This window comes from Photorhabdus sp. RW14-46, from assembly GCF_963887965.1.
Lineage (GTDB): Bacteria > Pseudomonadota > Gammaproteobacteria > Enterobacterales > Enterobacteriaceae > Photorhabdus > Photorhabdus laumondii.
On the sequence record NZ_CAWPHH010000005.1, the window covers coordinates 193,390 to 213,836 of the forward strand.

General features: G+C 41.8%; 23 protein-coding genes and 1 pseudogene. 3 read left to right on the forward strand and 21 right to left on the reverse strand.

The window, feature by feature from the left end; translation table 11 throughout:
* Positions 1-130: 130 nt before the first annotated feature.
* Positions 131-325 (forward strand): annotated as a pseudogene (locus AACQ38_RS06640) (IS30 family transposase); the annotation flags it as partial.
* 271 nt (positions 326-596) lie between these two features.
* Positions 597-2,273, forward strand: a complete 1,677-nt coding sequence (locus tag AACQ38_RS06645) for a S8 family peptidase (protein WP_165577720.1) — start codon at positions 597-599, stop codon at positions 2,271-2,273.
* 20 nt (positions 2,274-2,293) lie between these two features.
* Here the strand turns inward: AACQ38_RS06645 and AACQ38_RS06650 are convergent, their stop codons facing one another.
* The 20 genes from AACQ38_RS06650 to yceD form a co-directional block, all read right to left on the reverse strand.
* Positions 2,294-2,476, reverse strand: a complete 183-nt coding sequence (locus tag AACQ38_RS06650) for a hypothetical protein (protein WP_165577721.1) — start codon at positions 2,474-2,476, stop codon at positions 2,294-2,296.
* Between the two features lie 8 nt (positions 2,477-2,484).
* On the reverse strand, positions 2,485-3,789 hold the full coding sequence (locus AACQ38_RS06655) for an NAD(P)/FAD-dependent oxidoreductase (RefSeq protein ID WP_011147041.1): 1,305 nt from the start codon (positions 3,787-3,789) through the stop codon (positions 2,485-2,487).
* Between the two features lie 405 nt (positions 3,790-4,194).
* A complete protein-coding gene (nagZ, locus tag AACQ38_RS06660; RefSeq protein ID WP_165577722.1) occupies positions 4,195-5,217 on the reverse strand; it encodes a beta-N-acetylhexosaminidase in 1,023 nt (340 codons plus the stop codon).
* Positions 5,218-5,339: 122 nt separating this feature from the next.
* Complete coding sequence (thiK, locus tag AACQ38_RS06665) at positions 5,340-6,203, reverse strand: thiamine kinase (RefSeq protein WP_011147043.1); 864 nt, start codon at positions 6,201-6,203, stop codon at positions 5,340-5,342.
* Positions 6,190-6,759 (reverse strand): penicillin-binding protein activator LpoB, encoded by a 570-nt coding sequence (gene lpoB / locus AACQ38_RS06670; protein WP_011147044.1) that lies wholly within the window; start codon positions 6,757-6,759, stop codon positions 6,190-6,192. Before lpoB ends, thiK begins: the two co-directional genes overlap by 14 nt.
* Positions 6,760-6,782: 23 nt before the next feature.
* Positions 6,783-6,917, reverse strand: a complete 135-nt coding sequence (locus AACQ38_RS06675) for a hypothetical protein (protein ID WP_267479097.1) — start codon at positions 6,915-6,917, stop codon at positions 6,783-6,785.
* 149 nt (positions 6,918-7,066) lie between these two features.
* Entirely contained in the window at positions 7,067-7,423 is a 357-nt protein-coding gene (gene hinT / locus AACQ38_RS06680) for a purine nucleoside phosphoramidase (RefSeq protein WP_165577723.1), read from the reverse strand.
* Between the two features lie 70 nt (positions 7,424-7,493).
* On the reverse strand, positions 7,494-8,279 hold the full coding sequence (locus AACQ38_RS06685; protein WP_165577724.1) for a metal-dependent hydrolase: 786 nt from the start codon (positions 8,277-8,279) through the stop codon (positions 7,494-7,496).
* Positions 8,280-8,304: 25 nt separating this feature from the next.
* A complete protein-coding gene (holB, locus tag AACQ38_RS06690; protein ID WP_165577741.1) occupies positions 8,305-9,294 on the reverse strand; it encodes a DNA polymerase III subunit delta' in 990 nt (329 codons plus the stop codon).
* Entirely contained in the window at positions 9,294-9,932 is a 639-nt protein-coding gene (tmk, locus tag AACQ38_RS06695; RefSeq protein ID WP_011147048.1) for a dTMP kinase, read from the reverse strand. The genes holB and tmk overlap by 1 nt, the downstream gene beginning before the upstream one ends.
* A gap of 5 nt (positions 9,933-9,937) precedes the next feature.
* On the reverse strand, positions 9,938-10,954 hold the full coding sequence (gene mltG, locus AACQ38_RS06700) for an endolytic transglycosylase MltG (RefSeq protein WP_011147049.1): 1,017 nt from the start codon (positions 10,952-10,954) through the stop codon (positions 9,938-9,940).
* Between the two features lie 64 nt (positions 10,955-11,018).
* Positions 11,019-11,843, reverse strand: coding sequence for an aminodeoxychorismate lyase (gene pabC, locus AACQ38_RS06705; protein WP_011147050.1), 825 nt, complete (start codon positions 11,841-11,843; stop codon positions 11,019-11,021).
* Between the two features lie 354 nt (positions 11,844-12,197).
* Positions 12,198-13,448 carry a beta-ketoacyl-ACP synthase II gene (fabF, locus tag AACQ38_RS06710; protein ID WP_165577725.1) on the reverse strand — a complete coding sequence of 417 codons (1,251 nt, stop codon included), beginning with the start codon at positions 13,446-13,448 and terminating at the stop codon, positions 12,198-12,200.
* Positions 13,449-13,521: 73 nt separating this feature from the next.
* Entirely contained in the window at positions 13,522-13,758 is a 237-nt protein-coding gene (gene acpP / locus AACQ38_RS06715; protein WP_011147052.1) for an acyl carrier protein, read from the reverse strand.
* Positions 13,759-13,912: 154 nt separating this feature from the next.
* Positions 13,913-14,647 (reverse strand): 3-oxoacyl-ACP reductase FabG, encoded by a 735-nt coding sequence (gene fabG / locus AACQ38_RS06720; protein WP_011147053.1) that lies wholly within the window; start codon positions 14,645-14,647, stop codon positions 13,913-13,915.
* 7 nt (positions 14,648-14,654) lie between these two features.
* Entirely contained in the window at positions 14,655-15,587 is a 933-nt protein-coding gene (gene fabD, locus AACQ38_RS06725) for an ACP S-malonyltransferase (protein WP_165577742.1), read from the reverse strand.
* Between the two features lie 24 nt (positions 15,588-15,611).
* The gene (locus tag AACQ38_RS06730; protein ID WP_011147055.1) at positions 15,612-16,565 is read right to left on the reverse strand and encodes a beta-ketoacyl-ACP synthase III; all 954 of its coding nucleotides are present in this window, start codon (positions 16,563-16,565) and stop codon (positions 15,612-15,614) included.
* 6 nt (positions 16,566-16,571) lie between these two features.
* Positions 16,572-17,609: a phosphate acyltransferase PlsX gene (gene plsX / locus AACQ38_RS06735; RefSeq protein WP_011147056.1), complete on the reverse strand. Its 1,038-nt coding sequence runs from the start codon at positions 17,607-17,609 to the stop codon at positions 16,572-16,574.
* A 28-nt stretch (positions 17,610-17,637) separates the two neighbouring features.
* Entirely contained in the window at positions 17,638-17,808 is a 171-nt protein-coding gene (gene rpmF, locus AACQ38_RS06740; protein ID WP_011147057.1) for a 50S ribosomal protein L32, read from the reverse strand.
* Positions 17,809-17,820: 12 nt separating this feature from the next.
* Positions 17,821-18,345: a 23S rRNA accumulation protein YceD gene (yceD, locus tag AACQ38_RS06745; protein WP_011147058.1), complete on the reverse strand. Its 525-nt coding sequence runs from the start codon at positions 18,343-18,345 to the stop codon at positions 17,821-17,823.
* Positions 18,346-18,487: 142 nt separating this feature from the next.
* Here yceD and AACQ38_RS06750 point away from each other — a divergent pair, with 142 nt between their 5' ends.
* Positions 18,488-19,078 (forward strand): Maf family protein, encoded by a 591-nt coding sequence (locus AACQ38_RS06750; RefSeq protein WP_011147059.1) that lies wholly within the window; start codon positions 18,488-18,490, stop codon positions 19,076-19,078.
* Here AACQ38_RS06750 and rluC read toward each other — a convergent pair.
* Positions 19,075-20,034: a 23S rRNA pseudouridine(955/2504/2580) synthase RluC gene (gene rluC / locus AACQ38_RS06755; RefSeq protein WP_165577726.1), complete on the reverse strand. Its 960-nt coding sequence runs from the start codon at positions 20,032-20,034 to the stop codon at positions 19,075-19,077. The genes AACQ38_RS06750 and rluC overlap by 4 nt on opposite strands.
* Positions 20,035-20,447: the final 413 nt, after the last annotated feature.

Below are 20,447 nucleotides of genomic sequence, written 5' to 3' on the forward strand. Positions count from 1 at the left end.
TACCTGCCACTCGATCTACCAGAAGATCACTTAATCTAAATTCTTCATAATTATATGGGATAAATAGCATGATTTGTTGGCGTCATTCTCTGTAATTGGAAAGTTTCTTTAAAGACTTTACTCACCTTGAGAAAAGGGGATCAATGAAAATATCAATGGGTTAATCAAGCAGTGCTTTCCAAAGGAAACCAATTTTAATGAAATCCCTGCGCAGGAAATAGATTTTTTGGTAAACCGATTAAGTAATCGCCCTTGAAAAACTTGGGGTGGTAAAATATTCAATGAATTATTTAAAGGAATACGGATATGTTTACTTACAGAGTAACGATGTTGCGCTTGATTATGCGAATATATCCCACTCTATTACTAAGGTCATTCAAACTTACCCACCTTAATAAAAACCCACTTTTTATTTTAAGAAAAATAACTTCCTCACCAAAGCGATTATAAATTAATTTATAAATCACATTCAGTAATAATCAGTATAAATAATCCAGTAACTCTCTAACAGAACAATGGACTGAGAAATAATAATAATATGAGATACCAAATTATAGTTATACTCAAGAGGTAATTAACCAAAGAGGAGAATGACAATGTCCATATCCCTTGAGTATTTTCAATCTGCAAAATTTGACGGTAATTTATATCTTAAATGTCACGGTGAAATTAGTAACGATACAGAAACAAAATACACCGTAACCAATTCAAAAACAAAAGAGATATATGAATGTTATAGTGAAGATAATCAACTCGTCTGTTTGACTTCACTTAAACCCGCAAATTATACAATAGAAGCAACCATTAAAAAAGACGGTAAAATAATTGCTACGCTTACACCAGAAGATATAGAAATAAAAGAGTCAGACTTTCTGTTTGATATCGATAAAAAAATCGATGAGATAGATAAAGACAAAACTGATAATATCAACATTAACCATATACCATCGAAACAGATACCTTCCAAAGGAAATACTGTTTCTTTAAAAGGAAACAATGATATCCCAAATAAGAATTTGAAATATAACCTTGAGATTATGTTTTCCCCTGATGGATTAAAAAAATTTGAAATAGAAAAAGATAATTTATTACCTGCTTTTAATTCATCTCAACATTCAATAGAGATAAAACCTGTTTTTAATCAAGAAGATTTAGATAAGAAAACCTGGAAAACACCAGAATTCAGTAAATTAATTCATCTTTACAAGATAGATGCTGATATTAATCATGCTGATTTAGTCAAGTTAGCCAATGAACTGGAGAAACTGGATTATGTCGAATTTTGCTCTCTTATGCCGATTTTGAAAGAGCTGCCGCCGCCACCTTTGCTTCTATCCGAAGAGGAAACGATAATTCCTGAATTTGATACTACTCATATCGTTACACCTGATTTTTCACATCTACAAGGATATTTAGACGAACACAGCGGTATGAATATTAGAAAAGCCTGGGATGAAGGTTATAAAGGCAAAGGTGTCACTGTACACCATCTTGATTTTGGTGTTTATAGAAACCATGAAGATTTAGTTGGTAATATTACGGTTATCAACAGCCGCCCAGAAACACAAGATTGTAATCACGGCACAGCCGCCACCGGCTGTATTGCTGCAAAAGATAATACATTCGGTGTGACAGGTATTGCTCACGAATGTCAATTCCGTTTTTATGACGTCGATGACTTTGATAGAATAATATATAGCTTTTTACCGGGAGATATTATTAGTTTAAATATTCAAACTGTAGCCAATAATAGATATTATCCTTTTACCTATCTCAAATCTAATTGGCAAAGAATAAAAAGTTGTGCTGATGCAGGGGCAATAATTATTTTCGCTTCTGGTAATAGTGGTATTAATTTAGCCTATGACTTCACTTTCCCTAATTATGGCGATCCTGGCGGTATTATGATTGGTGCCTGTACATCAATTAATGGACACAGGTTAGGTTTTTCCAATCATAATCTTCACACCAGTTTAAATTCCTGGGGTGAGAATGTCACAACGACTGGATATACAAACTTACAGTACCTACCAGGAAATAAGAGAAATTATACGCGCAGTTATAATGGAACATCCAGTGCGACACCTTTAGTCTCAGGTGCATTAGCGCTTATTCAGTCCTATATAAAATTAAAATATCATAAATATCTTAATTGCACTCAAATAGCAACACTGGTTAGAAGTAGTGGTTTTACAATAGGTGAACTACAAGGAGTCGGCACGCGACCAAATGTCGCAAATGCTTTCAAATTAGTTGATCGCCTGTTTTCTTAATTAAGGTAAATGATTTCAGATTAAAGTAGTGATGCTTTATCAGGGCCACCTGTTATTCTACGGGTGGCCTTATACCCGTTATCTTTCAAGTTGCCTCTTTGTTGGCTGCATTCGCTCACCCCGGTCACATAGTTATCTATGCTCCCGGGGATTCGCTCCCTTGCCGCCGCGATGCATCTTGAAATCAATAGGGTATATATCAATTAAATCATTAATGTAGTTTCAATCGCGGACGGATAACACGGTTAATTCCGCCAACAAGCATCATCAAGCCAGTTTTAATATAACCATGTAAAGCCACCTGATGCATACGATATAAAGAGATATAAACCGCACGGGCTATACGCCCTTCGATCATCATTGAACCACGCATCAAATTGCCCATCAAACTACCCACCGTACTAAATTTAGACAATGATACCAATGAGCCATGATCTTTGTAGGTATACTCTTTTAACGGTTTATCATGCAACAAGGCAATAATATTACTGTAACAGCGGCTAGCCATTTGATGAGCCGCCTGTGCCCTTGGTGGAACAAAACCCCCCTCCTTCTTCGAGCATGATGCACAATCACCAATGGCAAAAATATGATCATCAAGTGTCGTTTGCAGAGTTGGCTTTACCACTAGCTGATTAATCCGGTTAGTTTCAAGACCGGCAATATCTTTCATAAAATCAGGTGCTTTAATACCGGCAGCCCATACCATGAGATCAGCTTTAATCAGCTCACCTTCTTTAGTATTCAACCCATGTTCATCAGCGCTGGTCACCATAGTTTTGGTTAATACATGAACGCCAAGTTTTGTGAGTTCCTGATGTGCCGCAGCAGAAATACGTGCCGGCAATGCAGGCAAAATTCGCTCCCCTGCTTCGACTAACGTCACGTTCAACGCTTCTGAATTCAGCCCTTCAAAACCATAACTGTTAAGCTGTTTTACCGCATTGTGCAATTCCGCTGATAACTCAACACCTGTCGCTCCACCGCCAACAATAGCAATATTAACCTTATCTTGCTGACCACAGTTTGCAGAATATTTAAGAAATAGATTCAACATTTCATTATGGAAACGGTGAGCCTGCTGTGGGTTATCCAGGAAGATACAGTGCTCTTTCACACCTTGTGTATTAAAATCATTAGATGTACTTCCCAAGGCCATAACGAGAATGTCATAGCTCAATTCACGTTCAGGAACCAATACTTCGTTATATTCATCCCTGATCTCATTCAAAGTAATTTTTTTGCTATCACGGTGAATATCAGTCAATGCCCCTAATTGGAAACTGAAATAGTGGTTACGGGCATGAGCCAGATAACTCAACGCATCAACTCCATCGTCAAGGGAGCCTGTTGCCACTTCATGTAATAACGGCTTCCATAAATGACTTTGGTTACGATCCACCAGCACAATTTCTGCTTTCTTTTTACGACCTAACTTATGCCCCAGACTGGTTGCCAGTTCCAAACCACCGGCACCTCCACCAATGATAACAATTCTCTTCTTTGGTGTTGTCATGACTACCCCACTAAAATGTAAACCAAATGTTATTTAAGGGCAGTAAAATAATACCTTTAAATAACATTTAGTTTTATACAAATAACCGATGTGATAATTACAGAATATCATGACTGGTTAGTGGGTCATACCAAAATTGAACAACATCAAATTCTTTTGAATAAATAAACATCAATCACAAAATTTGTCAATTTATTTTCAGTTGGTTGGATTCAGCTCTGATTTATTTCATTTTCTTATTTACATAGAAAATAAAATATGCCTCAAAAAAGAGGCATTAAAGAGCCTGATATCAAAGAAATTTCAGGAATGTGACCATGCTATGTATACAAAAAAGCGGGATATTTTCCCGCACAATTAACGCTAAAGGTCATCTATTTGGCAGTAACACAAACACTTTACAAATTACCGTGCGCAATCCTGCCATTGTTCATACAAAGCCGTTAGTGCTTTGTTAGCCTGCTGCCAACGTTCTGAATTCTTTAACTCATTCAGACTGTATTGACCACCTCGATGGTACAATTCTGATAATTTTTCCACTTTGGTCAACGGCAGATTATCAAGCACGCTAACCGCGCCATCACGGTTATTACATATCAAAATCATGTCACAACCTGCATTGAGTGCAGTCTGCCCGCGTTCAACGTAACTTCCCATCATCGCGGCTCCCTCCATAGAAAGATCATCGGAAAATATCACGCCATTAAAGCCCAATTGCTGACGCAACACTGATTTTAACCAGTATGACGATCCGCTGGCGGGATGCTTATCTACCTGAGGATAGATCACATGAGCCGGCATAATCGCATCCAATAAATTACGCTGGATAAAATCACGGAAAATAGACATATCATGATGACAAATAACTTCCAACGGGCGATCGTCACAGGGAGTTTCTTTATGAGAATCAGCATTAACAGCACCATGCCCCGGAAAATGTTTACCTGTCGATTTCATTCCGGCAGAATGCATGCCTTTGATAAAATGCTCTGCCATCATCTTGGCTTGTTCAGGGTCTTCATGGAATGAACGCTCACCAATAGCCGCACACTGGTGACCTAAATCCAAAACCGGCGCAAAGCTGATATCGATATCCATAGCAATCATTTCAGACGCCATCAACCAGCCCGCCTCTTCCGCCAATTGAGTACCATTGAGATTGTCACTCAATCCAGCAAAAGATTGGGCCGCCGGTAAGCAAGTGAAACCTTCGCGGAAACGCTGAACTCTGCCCCCTTCTTGATCAACAGCAATCACAAGACGATCACGAGAAGCCTTACGAATCTGACGGACTAATTCTCTTAATTGCTCAACATCATAGAAATTGCGGGTAAACAGAATTAATCCGCCCACTAATGGATGTTGCAAAATTTCCTTTTCTTCATTATCCAATTCATAACCAACAACATCTAACATAACCGGACCCATAACATTCCTCGCTTATACCCGTTATCTTTCAAGTTGCCTCTTTGTTGGCTGCGCTCCCTTGCCGTCGCGATCTATTTTGAAATCCATTGGGTATATATTCATATTACTGCAATCAATGCAGCTTAAAACGTTAGACCAAAAGAGAGACGTAACGGTTGCGCTAATTCTAAAAATTGTGGATCACCACTCTGTTTCCAACGCACTTCAAACCACATTAAAATCATGTAATCAACCCAAGGTAGCCAACGTTTAATTTGGCGTTCTAATAGTGTCCGGTTTGAATATCCTGATGACTGGCTACAATAGTAATTCAAAAAATCCTGCTGCTGCGGCTCATCCCAATGATTAGTGCGAAACAGTGCCGCTAACGCAAATCCAATATCAGTATCAGTTGCATATTCCCAATCAATAAGTTTCAGCCCTTGAGAGGTATTAAGCAAATTACCGTAATGCACATCCATATGAGCGGGTGATAATTTTAGTATTGAAGGCATCGGAGACGACATAAAACGTTTATGCAGCCGCAACCAACAGGGAGTAAGACGCGCTTTATCAATTTGCAACCAATGGCTTTCTAGCTGATGCCTCAATTGAAGCCGGTAACCAAACAGAGGCTGGTGATGCAAAATAGCCAATAATGCCGCCAGTTTTTGCAACAAATCAGGCTGAGAAAACTCATTTTGCCCAATAATATGGCCGGGCAGCCATTCCAACAACAGCCAGTGAGGAACCATTGCTATGACTTGCGGAGCAATTTTTACCTGGCTGAGATGGCGCAGAATGGCATTTTCACGCTGACGATTAACGCCAAGCTGTTTCCCCTGCTGCCCCTGCCTGCGGCCGACAATATGATATTCACCATTGGTGGCATAATAACTCTCATTCGTCAGCCCACTTAACGGTCTTATCTTCCAATCATTTACTGCGGTATGCGGCCATTGTTTGCACAATGCCCGCAATAAACAATTATGATTATTTAACGTCACCGTGCCCCGACCAAAGAATCTCGCCCGTCTTTACCAGCATCAATTGCATGACGATATCACGCTTATCGCTATTACCTGAAACTATGGAATAGAGAACATATTCCGCATTCAAATAACGAGCCAGACCAATCGCTTTACTGCGCAATCCCAAACTATCTTCTTCAGATAAGCCCAGAGATTGACGGGCATTTTGCACCTGATTTTGGGGTATTAATTCAAAAACATGCTCGCTACTGATAGCTTGACGCAAAGCATCGGTTGCTTGCATGGTTTGTAATGCGCCGTTAGTATTGTTTTTCACTGTATCAACTAATAGTAACTTCGCGTTTTCCAACCCATGAGCCTTAACGAGTTGCTCTACTAATGGTTGCACGGTACTTTCCCAGTCAATCGCACTCATTTTAGGAGGCTCTGGTACCTTTTCAGATGGTGGTGTCGGTTTTTCCGATGGGGTCACTGGTACAACCGGAGTCGGAGGTTCAGGCTGCTCCGGTGGCAAGGATGGACATCCCGCCAAAAACATAACCGATAGTGCTACAAAAAGAATTCTTCTCATCAACCTATTCCAATTACAGAGTTTTAAAAAACAGATAAGTTTTTGCTGTGACACCAGCAACATATTATCGGTTCAACTCCAATGATAAATTTGCAGCATTTATACCCGTTATCTTTCAAGTTGCCTCTTTGTTGGCTGCACTCACTCACCCCGGTCACATCGTTATCTATGCTCCCAGGGATTCGCTCCCTTGCCGTCGCGATGTATCTTGAAATCCATAGGGTATATTACAAAATCGAGATATTCGGAGCCAGTTTAGAATAAACATCCCCCCGAATATCTGCCGATGTCCATGAATTTCAGTACTTCATATTGACTTCATCAACAATGGCCCTAAATGGCGACCACCAACCAAATGCATATGAATATGATAAACCTCCTGCCTCGCATGGCGATTACAGTTCACAATCAAACGATATCCATCTTCAGCAATGCCTTCTTGTTCAGCAATTTTTGCTGCAACCGTCATCATTCGACCTAATGCTGCTTCATGCTCCGGTTTAACATCGTTCACTGTTGGGATCAGAACATTGGGAATAATCAAAATATGAGTCGGTGCTTGTGGAGAAATATCGCGGAATGCAGTGACCAGATCGTCCTGATAAACAATATCAGAAGGTATTTCACGGCGAATAATTTTACTGAAAATAGTTTCTTCTGCCATTACATTTTCCTTATATTCAAAAAATAACAGATATATGAGCGCCTACAAGCCAAAGATTCAAGTTGATAAATCAAATTTTGTCTACATCAACATGAAATAAATTGCAAAAATTCTGTGTGGTCACTTCTGCCAATGCCTCAATACTCACTCCCTTAAGTACAGCCATATATTCCGCAACATCACGCACATAGGCAGGCTGGTTCTCTTTACCACGATGAGGCACAGGTGCAAGATAAGGAGAATCGGTTTCAATCAGAATACGATCCAATGGTACATATCTTGCCGCTTCACGAATCTGCTCCGCATTACGGAAAGTAACAATACCAGAGAATGAAATATAGAAGCCTAAATCCAGTAATTCTCTAGCGGTATCTTTATCTTCGGTAAAACAGTGCAAAACACCACCACATTCTCGTGCCTGTTCTTCTCGTAATACCCTCAAAGTATCATCACGAGCACTACGGGTATGAACGATAACAGGCTTGTTGAGTTTGCGCCCGATACGGATATGTTCACGAAATGAGGTTCGCTGTAATTCAGCATTATCCTGTTGATAATAGTAATCCAGCCCAGTTTCACCTAGTGCAACAACTTCATTCCCGGAAGCTAAACACGCCAACTCATCAAAATTATAACCTTCATCCAAGTTAAGTGGATGAATACCACAGGAAAATACGATATTTTCCCGTTCACCAATTAAGGTTTTCATTTGCTGGAAACCAAGTAGCGTCGTTGCTACTGCCAGCATAAATTTAACCTCCCGATCTGCCGCTTTTGCAACAACATCATCTACATTTTTATGTAGGTTTTCATAATCGAGACAATCGAGATGACAATGCGAATCAACTAACAACATATTTAAACTCGTATACAAAAAGATTTCAGGGTGATGAAGTAAACTGTTTTTCCCAATTGAGCAACTGTTCTACCAGTAACAATTCCCAATTTACGCCCACGACTGAAAGCAACTGATGACGACAAGACATCCAGTCATCAACGCCTTGCAGTAAAACAGCCAGGGTATGCATGGAACTCAATTGATAAATCAGCGTTTGTTGATCCTGATTGATACAATGACGCTGTAACTGCTGTTGCCACTTCACCGCATCAAATAACAAACTGATAAGCCAATGAAGGCGTTGTGGCGCATTTTCATGATTCAGTTGGGGTAAAAGTGACAAAGCATCATGTTTATCCAAAGCCTGTTTAACAGCCTGGCAAAACTGCTCCCGTATCTGCCATTGCTCCGGTTGCAACAATTGTTCTGCTGCTACAGGCGCTCCCTGAGACAGTTTCAACGCGGTCATTGCATCGACCGAAGAAATTAAAGGCAACTGTTTTTGCAACCAGTAAAGGCTACTTTCCGTCTTAGGTACCGGCAGAAAATAGTAAAAACAGCGGCTGCGTAAAGTAGCCAAAAGACTGGACGGCTGCCGACATTCCAAAAGAAAATAGGTATGTTTCGGTGGCTCTTCCAACGTTTTTAATAATGCATTGGCAGCAGCATCGGTCAGACATTCGGTCAAAGGTAACCAAACAATTTTTACCCCACCTTGCTGAGAACGGCTATAGAGCTTTTCCGTAATTTGCCGTACCGCTTCCACACCAACACTGGTTTTGCCCTTCTCCGGCGACATAATATGCCAATCAGGATGAGTTTCTGCCATCATCAGGTGACAACTATGACACTTCCCACAACTTTTCATCCCCTGTCTATTCCGACACATTAACCATCGGCTTAATCCATAGATCAACACATCGGCCCCAGTACCTGCATTAGCATGAACCAATAAAGCATGATGGCCTCGCCCTTGCTGATGAGATTCCACCAACTGACGATATGCCTGATTAAGCCAAGGATACCAATTCATTAGCCATTTTCCTGCTGCTTTAGCCATTGCTCAAGTACCTGATAAATATCTGCTTGTACTTGCTCTATTGGTTGAGCTGCATCAACGGTCACAATACTCTTATCTTGTGCTGCAAACTCCAGGTAACGGCTGCGCGTACGATCAAAAAAATCCATCGATTCTTTTTCAATTCGGTCTAACTCTCCACGTTCACGGGCACGCAGTAAACCAATTTGAGGAGGAAGATCGAGATAAATAGTCAGGTCAGGACGAAAATCACCCAGCACAGTATCACGTAGTGAAGTCATCAAGTTTTTATCAATACCACGTCCCCCTCCTTGATATGCCTGGGAAGAGAGGTCATGACGATCACCCACAACCCATGTACCGCGGGCCAAAGCAGGTTTAATCACATTTTCGACTAATTGAACTCTGGCTGCATATAACATTAACACCTCTGCTTTATCCGTCAGAGGTTCACCTTCAACACCTTGTTTAATTAACCCACGTAATTTTTCTGCCAGAGGTGTTCCACCCGGTTCACGGGTAAAAATTAAATTCTGAATACCGTGCTGCTGCAACATTTCAACAATTGTTTTCATTGCTGACGTTTTTCCTGCACCTTCCAGCCCTTCAATAACAATAAATTTGCTGTTCATTTGTCCTATTTTAACCTCTGACGGTAAATATTTACCGCCTTGTTATGCGCAGCCAGATTGGTCGTAAAAGTATGACCACCTTTGCCATTCGCCACAAAATAGAGAAATTCGGTTTTTGCCGGGTGTGCAGCCGCTTTTATAGAAGCAAGGCCAGGCATTGCAATCGGTGTAGGTGGCAGACCATTAATCATATAAGTATTGTAGGGCGTCAATGTTGTTAAATCTTTACGAAAAATAGTGCCTGTATATTTTTCACCTAAACCATAAATCACTGTCGGATCAGTTTGAAGTCGCATATTCAACCGTAAACGATTAATAAATACAGAAGCAACTTTTGTCCGCTCAGCCTCAACACCAGTTTCTTTTTCAATAATCGACGCCATAATCAACATTTCATAAGCATTCTTATAGGGCAGATTTTTGTCGCGACCTTCCCATTCCTCTTCCAGCGTCATTTTCATCTGTCGATATGCTCGTTTCAGCAATGCTACATCGCTTGTGCCTGCCGTATAGTGATAGGTATCAGGATAAAGCCACCCTTCCAGAGTATCTGTATCTTTAATATCGAGTATTTCAGCCAATTCCTGAGCATCTTTATTATCCAATTCATGTTTAAGATATTCAGATTGCTGTAGTATTCTCCACCAATCAGATAAACGGCTACCTTCAACAAAACGGACCGTAAATTGCGCTTCTTTACCACTAGAGAATAATTGCAACATTTCCCGTAAAGTCATTTCTCGTGTTAATTGGTAAGTTCCCGCTTTGAACTCGGCAAGTTTTGGCTCCAATCTTAATAACCAAGGGAAAATATGACTATCTTCAATCAGGTTATCCCGAACCAGTAACGCTTCCAAACCATGACGACCAATACCTGTTGGCAGGGTAAATATTCGATTCTGTTTAATTGTTAGTGTTTGATCCGCAAATTTTTCAACTTTTTCATAGCCAGCATAGAGTAATATTGCTGCCGTAATGACAATCAAAGCCAATAGGGCAAAAAGGCGTTTTTTCCATTTCATCAATTAATCTAATCACTTAAACACAGTTCACTGAAACACACGGTTCACTTAAATGCATCGTGAATTACAACTTCAAACATTCAGGAAGCAAATATTCATACAGTTCCCTTGACTGATATTGCCATCTGGGCTGATTTTCATGAGCTTGAATTTCTTTGACAGCTATCACCGGCATTAAAGAATTACAAACTATCACTTCATCTGCATCAGCCAATGTTTCGGGATAACAGCTTACACAAGAAAAGTGATAATCGCTTTCCGATAATAACGCGATTATTCTTTCCCGCATCACACCTTCGACACCACAACCTCGTAAATCAGGAGTATACACACCTTTTCCTTTACGCCAGAAAATGTTTGCAGTACAGCATTCAACCAGCAAGCCATCAGTATCAAGTACCAGAGCTTCATCAGCATTCGATTTTTCGATAAATGTTTTAATCAATATCTGTTCTAATCGGTTAAGGTGTTTAATTCCAGCAAGATAGGGGTTTATTCCCATCGCTACCGGACTGAGCACCATAGATAAACCTTTCTGACGCTGTTTCAAATATTTGTCGGGATAAGGACTCAGAGACAAGATCTGATTAGGTTGCGTAAACCCCTGAGCACTATAGCCACGTCCTCCGGTTCCACGGGAAATAATAACTTTAAGTACACCTTGTTCAGTCGTGGAAGCAATCTGTCTTATATGGCTTTCAAGCCGTTGCCAATCGGGTTGTGGAAGATATAACCTTTCAACGCCTTTTTGTAATCTTTGGATATGCAGCGACAACAAAGCAACCTGCCCCTGTTCTATTTTTGCTGTTGTGAAGCAACCATCACCAAATTGAACTGAACGATCATTGGCAGGTAAATAGTCGCACCGCTCCCCATTAATCCAATACATATAATTTTGTTCTTAATTACTCAAAAAAGGCATTTCAATGCAATTTATCAACAAGCGGTATCATAGTATATCGCTGATACGAGTGCAAAAATGTCCATGATTCTTGCCACAAAAAAAGCTCCAATAATTATTAACTATTGGAGCTCTCTATACTATCGCCTTAAAGTATTTACAAAATCATATACCCGTTATCTTTCAAGTTGCCTCTTTGTTGGCTGCACTCTCTCACCCCGGTCACATCGTTATCTATGCTCCCGGGGATTCGCTCCCTTGCCGTTGCGATCCATCTTGAAATCCATTGGGTATACTAAGCGGAGCTCAACCGTATTTTTCTGTAATATCAGGCTCTAGCTGTTAATCAGGTTTAATCTTACGGAAAATCAGTGAGCCGTTAGTGCCACCGAAACCGAAAGAATTACACAATGCATATTCCATCCCCTCTACCTTACGGGACTCATTTGGCACGAAATCCAGACGGCAGTTCTCATCCTGATTTTCCAGGTTGATAGTCGGCGGAACAACTTGATCACGCAATGCCAGGATAGTGAAAATAGATTCAACTGCCCCCGCAGCACCCAACAAATGACCCGTCATTGATTTGGTAGAGCTCACTAAAACATCAGTGCCTTCACCAAACACAGACTCAACTGCATGGGATTCCGCTAAGTCGCCAGCAGATGTTGAAGTACCGTGAGCATTAATATATCCCACTTGCTTGGTAGTGATACCGGCATCTCTCAGTGCATTTTCCATCGCCAACGCAGCACCTGCACCATTTTCTGGTGGTGACGTCATATGATAAGCATCGCTGCTCATGCCAAAGCCAACGATTTCTGCGTAAATTTTCGCACCACGTCTCTTCGCATGCTCATACTCTTCCAGTACCAGGATACCTGCGCCATCCCCCAGAACAAAACCATCGCGGTCTTTATCCCACGGACGACTTGCACCTTGTGGATTACCGTTACGGGTAGATAAAGCTCGGGCAGCACCAAAACCACCAACCCCCAGAGGAGTACTGGCTTTTTCTGCACCACCGGCCAGCATAATGTCAGCATCATTATAAGCAATAATACGGGCAGCATGACCAATATTATGTACACCTGACGTACATGCTGTGGCGATAGAAATACTTGGGCCACGCAAACCGTAAATAATACTCAGATGACCTGCTACCATGTTTACGATCGTAGAAGGTACGAAGAACGGGCTGATCTTACGAGGACCACTCGCCACCAACGCCCCGTGATTTTCTTCAATCAGACCCAAACCACCAATACCAGAACCAATAGCAGCACCAAAACGACTAGCATTGGCTTCTGTTACTTCAATTCCAGAATCTTCAATGGCTTGCACACCTGCTGCAATACCATATTGAATGAAATCATCCATTTTTCGTGCATCCTTGCGCGAAATATTGAAATCTTCATGATTAAAATCTTTAACCAGACCAGCAAACTTAGTTGCATGGTGACTGGTGTCAAAATGGTCAATAAGGCTGATACCACTCTGTCCGGCACAAACAGCTTTCCAAGAAGATTCAGCTGTATTACCGACAGGAGATAACATGCCTAGTCCGGTCACAACTACTCGACGCTTAGACACGCTTATCCTCCAGGGAGGGAAATTATTTAGGGCAGAAACATAGGCGGTCGAATGACCGCCTAGGTGTGTTCACTTATTCGCTTTGGTTCTGGACGTAATCAATAGCTGCCTGAACTGTAGTGATCTTTTCTGCTTCTTCATCTGGAATTTCGATATCGAACTCTTCTTCCAGAGCCATTACCAGCTCAACTGTGTCAAGAGAATCAGCGCCCAAGTCATCTACAAAAGAAGCTGAATTAACAACTTCTTCCTCTTTAACACCAAGTTGTTCAACGATGATTTTTTTAACGCGTTCTTCAATAGTGCTCATGCTATTAAATTTCCTATCAAAATTCGCTTTCGCGATGGTTTTCGTAGTTTATAAAATACAGGAAAAGATGCAACCCAATCCCGGCTGGTCGAACCACAAACTTGCTCTATTTTGCGTTATTTGACACAAAAAATGCAACTGGTTCGCTCATTTTTTAGTTCATATACATGCCGCCATTGACATGTAATGTTTCGCCTGTGATGTAAGCCGCTTCATCAGAAGCGAAGAAAGCCACAGCACTAGCAATTTCTTTTACATCCCCAAGCCGTTTAGCGGGGATATCATTCGAAAAGTTCGCCAACTGCTCCTCTGGCAACGCTCTTAGCATATCAGTTTCAATAAGCCCTGGCGCAACAACGTTAACAGTAATACCACGGGAAATCACTTCGCGAGCCAATGTCTTACTGAAACCAACAAGCCCTGCTTTCGCCGCTGCATAGCTTGCCTGCCCAGCGTTCCCCATCGATCCAACAACAGAACCAATAGAGATGATACGACCATAACGTTTTTTTATCATGAAGCGCATTGCCGCTTTTGTCATACGGAAAACAGATGAAAGATTAGTGTCAATAACATGCTGCCACTCATCATCCTTTATGCGCATCACCAGATTATCACCGGTGATACCCGCATTGTTCACTAAAATGTCAAGCCCGCCATGCTCTGTTCGGATGGTAGACATAAGCTGTTCAATCGATTCCGGATCAGTGACATTCAGTACAAAACCTTTACCTTTTTCACCGAGGTAAGCACTAATGACTTCAGCGCCTTTATCGCTTGTTGCTGTACCAATGATATAGGCTCCACGCTCTGCTAATAGCTCAGCAGTTGCACGGCCGATCCCACGGCTAGCGCCTGTTACTAATGCAATCTTTCCATCTAATCTCATATTGCCCTCAATTATTTTCCAATGCAGTTATTAGTGAAGCTGTGTCATTAACTGCTGCTGCGCTTAAGGTATTGACAATTCGTTTAGTTAAACCTGTCAAAACTCTACCTGGCCCTATTTCTAATAGCTGACCAACACCCTGTTCAGTAATAAATTCAACTGTTTCTGTCCAACGAACAGGGTTATAGAGTTGTCGTACCAGTGCATGACGGATAGCTTCAGCAGATTGTTCTATTTTCACATCAACATTATTTACCACCGGGAACTGAGGATAGCTAAATTCAATTCCTTCCAAAACAACTGCCAGCTTATCTGCGGCGGGTTTCATCAGTGCACAATGCGACGGTACACTGACTGCCAAAGGCAGCGCACGTTTCGCCCCTGCGGCTTTACATGCATCTCCAGCACGCTCTACCGCCTCTTTCTCACCGGCAATAACAACCTGACCAGGTGAGTTAAAGTTAACAGGAGAAACAATTTGCCCCTGAGCTACTTCTTTACAAGCACGATCAATGGATTCATTATCTAAACCAATAATAACATACATTGCACCAGTGCCTTCAGGTACAGCTTCTTGCATCAATTTGCCACGCAGTTCAACAAGTCTAATAGCTTGTTTGAAATCAATGACACCCGCACAAACCAGTGCAGAATATTCACCAAGGCTATGTCCAGCCATCAGTGATGGTGCTTTTCCACCTTTTTCCTGCCAAACCCGCCAAATAGCAACCGATGCGGCCAACAACGCGGGTTGAGTTTGCCATGTTTTATTCAGTTCTTCTTCTGGCCCCTGTTGAACCAGAGCCCAGAGATCATATCCCAGTACATCAGACGCTTCAGCAAAAGTTTGCTCGACAACTGGGAACGCTGTAGCCAAATCGGCCAACATACCAAGGTCTTGAGAACCCTGACCAGGAAATACCATTGCAAATTCAGACATAGACATGTTCATCTTCCTGTCAAATTAAAAACGTATCAGTGCCGAACCCCAAGTAAGGCCACCACCAAAAGCCTCAATTAAGATTAACTGACCACGCTTAATCCGGCCATCACGTACTGCTTCATCAAATGCTGTGGGTACCGATGCCGCAGAAGTATTACCGTAACGATCTAGCGTTACCACTACTTTATCCATTGTCATGTTTAATTTTTTAGCTGTCGCTGCGATAATACGCAAATTAGCCTGATGAGGTACCAGCCAATCCAACTCACTATATGGTAAGTTATTTGCTTCTAAAGTCTCATCAACTATGTTAGCCAATTCACGGACTGCAATCTTAAATACTTCATTACCGATCATACTAGCATATGCGGGCTCTTTTAGATTCTGACGCTCCTGATAAGGCAATACCAGCAATTCACCATAGCTACCGTTTGCATGAAGGTGAGTTGAAAGAATTCCTGGCTCATCAGAAGCCCCTACCACCATAGCACCTGCACCATCGCCAAACAGGACAAGTGTTCCGCGATCTTCTGGATCAAGTGTTCTGGTAATAGAATCAGAACCAATAACCAATGCATGTTTTGCCACACCGGTTTTAATAAACTTATCAGCAATACTCAGTGCATAAACAAAACCAGAACAAGCAGCAGAAATATCAAAAGCCGCTGAATTTTGGGTACCCAACATGTGCTGAATTTGGCACGCAGAACTGGGGAAAGCATGGGTGGATGAAGCTGTTGCAACAATGATTAAATCAATCTGCTCTTTATCAATGCCCGACATTTCAATTGCTTTCTTTGCAGCCCGGAACCCCATAACCGCAACAGTTTCATCATCAGTAGCAAGACGACGTTCGCGGACACCTGTACGGGTAACAATCCACTCATCAGAAGTATCCACCATTTTTTCTAAATCAGCATTAGTACGCACTTGCGCAGGCAGATAACTACCTGTACCTAAAATTTTTGTATACATGTATGTTCAGTCACTCTTGGGTAATGCTGTTTCCAGGCGTGCAGCAATTCTATCAGGAACCTGCCTTTCAACGGCCTGAACAGCCTGTTCGATTGCGGCTTTAAACGCATGCTCATTAGCCGCCCCATGGCTTTTGATTACAATTCCATATAATCCTAACAGACATGCGCCATTATACTGGTCAGGGTTCAGGTGACCGAAGCGTTTTGTCATCCGTTTTTGCAACCACTTCTTGACTATTCTCAACAACCAGGAAAATTTTTTCTTTTGTCCATCCGATGATTTAAGCAGGGATAAGATAACTCTGATCGCCCCTTCCATCGTTTTTAACGTCACGTTACCTGCGAAGCCGTCACATACCAATACATCACTCTTACCTGTCAGTAATTCATCACCTTCCAGATAACCAATGTAATTTATCGTCGGAATACGCTTTAAAATAGTGGCGGCTTCGCGGATATTATCCAGCCCTTTACTCTCTTCCGTACCAATGTTAAGCAACGCCACCGCGGGATTAACCACCCCCACGACTTCCTCGGCCATCACTGAACCCATAATGGCGAATTGTACCAACATGCGGCTATCGCAATTAACATTGGCACCTAAATCCAATACGACAGTTTGCCGCTGTTTCAGGTTTGGCAACACGGTCATCAAAGCAGGTCTTTCAATGCCTTCTATCGATTTTAGCATCAATTTAGATAACCCCATCAATACTCCGGTATTTCCTGCACTGATACACGCCTGCGCTTCACCTGATTTCACTAAATCCAGAGCAATGCGCATTGATGTTCCTCGGCTGTTACGAATCGCTTGCGACGGTTTCGCATCATTAGCCACAACCCGTTCAGCAGGAACCAATTGTAAACGACTGAGCAACTCAGTATCACTATTTACAAGCATCGGAGAAATGATATCGGGGATTCCGACCAGCAATAATTTAAGTCTAGGGTTAGACGCCAGTGCCTGCAATGCAGCAGGCACCGTAACGCGAGGACCAAAGTCCCCGCTCATAGCATCTAACGCTAAAGTCAGATTAGTCAAGGTATCAACTTGCTAATGACTGGCGAGATTATTTGTTGATGACTTTGCGGCCACGGTAGTAGCCATCAGCAGTCACATGGTGACGCAGGTGAGTTTCACCAGAAGTTTTATCTACAGATAGTAATGGTGCAGTCAGTGCATCATGAGAACGACGCATACCACGTTTAGAACGAGTTGGTTTATTCTGTTGTACGGCCATTGACCTTACTCCTTAAGTACTTTTCTTTAAGCTGGCTAATACGGCAAATGGGTTTGGTTTTTCAGCCTCTAGAGGTAATTCACCAAACACCATGTCCGCTTCGGACACTTCACAGTGTTCAGAATCATGTACCGGAACCACCGGCAGAGAAAGAATTATTTCATCTTCAATCATTGCCAGCAAATCTATTTCGCCAAATTCGTTAACGTCAATTGGCTCATACTCTTCCGGTAATGCTTCAACCTGTTCATCATTGACGACCGGGCTAAAACAATATGTTATGTGAACGTGATGGCTGAAATTACCGCCACAACGCTGACATTCAAGCGTAACATCCACATCGGAATGCCCACGCACAACCGCCAGACGTTGGTTATCTATCTGAAACGATAAAACGCTGTCTACATCATTGTCCACGCTAACCACAGATTCCGCGATACGCAAAACTTGCTCAGGTGAATAACTACCTGCGTAGTCTAATCGTTTCTGAGCTGCGCGAAGCGCATCAATGGTCAGGGGTAATTTTACTTTTTGCATAAGGCGCGCATATTATCTTTGTAATGAGATATAGTCAAAGAAAAAGGCCACACATCTGCACCTTTCCGCCAAATATTCGCTTATTAAGCTGTGCCTAGTTTAAAATGCCTGCAATTATTTCGCCATGTCTTTTGGAAAAATTATGACACAAATCATTTTAGCTTCCACATCAGCTTACCGCCGCATGTTACTGGAAAAACTTCGTTTACCCTTTATATGTGCAGCTCCTAATACTGATGAAACACCTCGAATGAATGAAAATGCAGAACAGCTCGTTATGCGTTTGGCGCAAGCCAAGGCACAGGCATTACAAACAAAATATTCTCAGCATTTGATTATTGGTTCTGATCAAGTTTGTGTTATTAATGGCGAAATCACCGGCAAGCCCCACAGTTTCGAACATGCATTTAAACAATTGCGGCAAGCCAGTGGTCATTGCGTCACCTTTTATACCGGCATTTCTCTCTTTAACAGCAAAACAGGAATAACCGATACCCGTTGTGAATTATTCAATGTCTATTTTAGAGAGCTGGCTGATGATGAAATCCGGGCTTATTTAACCGCGGAAAACCCGCTTAATTGTGCCGGAAGCTTTAAAAGCGAAGGGTTAGGAATCACTTTATTTGAACGACTTGAAGGGAAAGATCCGAATACGCTCATCGGTTTACCATTAATTACATTGACTGAATTATTAATCCGCCAGGGGGTAAACCCACTGACGGCGATAGGTTAATTACTGTGATTCTGACGTAACGTGTTTATACAATAGCGCAATTGCTCATCCATCGGTGCTTCAAGACGTAATGTCTCCCCCGTCGAGGGATGAGTAAATTTTATCGCACTGGCATGCAAGAATAGGCGGTTAAGACCCGTAGCTGACAGTTGCGAATCAAAAACTTTATCCCCATAGCGATTATCAAAAGCGATCGGATGCCCAGCATATTGAGTATGAACACGGATTTGATGAGTCCGACCCGTTACCGGACTGGCTTTCACTAACGTTGCATTGGCAAAACGCTCTTCTACTTTAAAACGCGTTTCAGAAGGCTTACCTTCACTGTTTACTTTAACAATCCGCTCACCACTTTGCAGGATATTTTTCAGCAATGGAGCCTGAACAACCTTACAATGTGATGGCCATTGTCCTCGTACTAAAGCCAGATAATCTTTCTGCATCTGTTTAAGGCGTAATTGCTCGTGCAAGGCCCGTAAAGCTGAGCGCTTTTTAGCAATTAACAAAATTCCAGAGGTATCACGATCTAAACGATGCACTAATTCGAGGAATTTTGCTTCCGGACGCAAAACCCGCAATCCCTCAATAACACCAAAACTTAAACCGCTACCGCCATGAACGGCCGTACCAGCAGGTTTATTGAGCACCAGAATATGGTCATCTTCGTATAAGATACAATCGTCTAATGCAGCGACTTTATCCAGTTTAGCTGAAACTGGCACTGCTTGCCGTTCTGCAACCCGAACCGGTGGAATTCTGACAACATCCCCCGCAGACAATTTATACTCAGGTTTTATCCTGCCTTTATTTATCCGCACTTCCCCCTTACGCACAATCCGGTAAATCATGCTCTTAGGAACACCCTTCAAACGCGCTAATAAAAAATTATCAACTCGCTGTCCAGCTTCATCGTCATCAATAGTGACAAATTGTACAACTTGATTATTCGTTTTCATGATAGCAATTTTAATTATCACTCAAGCAGAGTGCTACTCATTTTTAAATATGTGTAAAAATCACGCATACTTTCCGGTTGTTACCTTCGCTACTTTAAGATAAAGATTAAATATTAACTATTTCTTCCTATTTCATCAGAAAAACCGCTTAAAGACATAAAGTCACCTTGCTATCACCCCAACAGCAATGGAATAATACGTAGCCACCATCAGTTTTTTAATCCTGAATGGCGAAGTTAAACGTTTGTTCTTCATTTGATTGCACAAAAACGCAGCAATGGCGTAAGACGTACTGGGAAATCAAATAATTAGCGGGCTACGGGTAGCAGATTACTGGAATCGGATCAAATCAGCTTCATTTATATTTGCAGATTATTCCTAGAAAAGGGTACTGTTTTCTAAGTGAAAATTCA